The 736-nt window shown below is 28.8% G+C and carries 1 protein-coding gene; it reads left to right on the top strand.

Annotated features, from left to right (window positions below; all coding sequences use genetic code 11):
- Nucleotides 1-317: 317 nt before the first annotated feature.
- A complete protein-coding gene (locus tag HMPREF0373_RS12905; protein WP_021422740.1) occupies nt 318-680 on the top strand; it encodes a helix-turn-helix domain-containing protein in 363 nt (120 codons plus the stop codon).
- The last annotated feature ends 56 nt before the right edge of the window (nt 681-736 follow it).

Here is a 736-nt window from a genome sequence, read left to right on the forward strand (position 1 = left end):
TTAGTCTTAGGATTGACTGCTTTTTTCTTACCAAAATTTCAGATTGGAGTAATGAAATAGTGTCTGTTGGAGCTGTTCAATAAGATTATCGGTACGTAAAATTTTATTGTGGTGCTGATATGAGAATGCTATAATTGGAGCATGAAAAATGAACTTATATGTGGTTAATATTTCTTTACTTTATGACAAATATTAGTGAATTATACTGATGTAATGAATGGTTGACAAATTGCCAACAAAGGTTGGTTGAAAGAAATCATCATATTTGCAATACTCATTTTGCGGTCGCAAATATAATTTATTTTAGGAGGCTACTTATGAACTTTAATGAAAAACTGATAAATTTAAGAAAGTCCAAAGGTCTTTCACAAGAAGAATTGGGAAATGAACTAAAGGTTTCCAGACAAACAATTTCAAAATGGGAGTCTTGTCAATCATACCCAGATTTTCAACGATTAGTATTATTGAGTGATTTCTTTGGATTGACATTAGATGAACTGGTAAGAGATATTGACGTGCAAGAAGTAAGAGAAAAAAATTTAAATAATGAAAAATTATCTTCCATATACGATGATATAAATGAGGGAAAAAAATTTATTAGACTATGTTATATAATTGGAACTGGAGTGCTAATATTTTTTTCACTTATCGTTCTTTATGGTGTGTTTTTCTCAAAATAAAATATAAGTTCTTATATGTTTTAAAAAGCAGTTAGTCTTAGGATTGACTGCTTTTT

It is taken from the genome of Eubacterium ramulus ATCC 29099, from assembly GCF_000469345.1.
Taxonomy (GTDB): Bacteria; Bacillota; Clostridia; order Lachnospirales; family Lachnospiraceae; genus Eubacterium_I; species Eubacterium_I ramulus.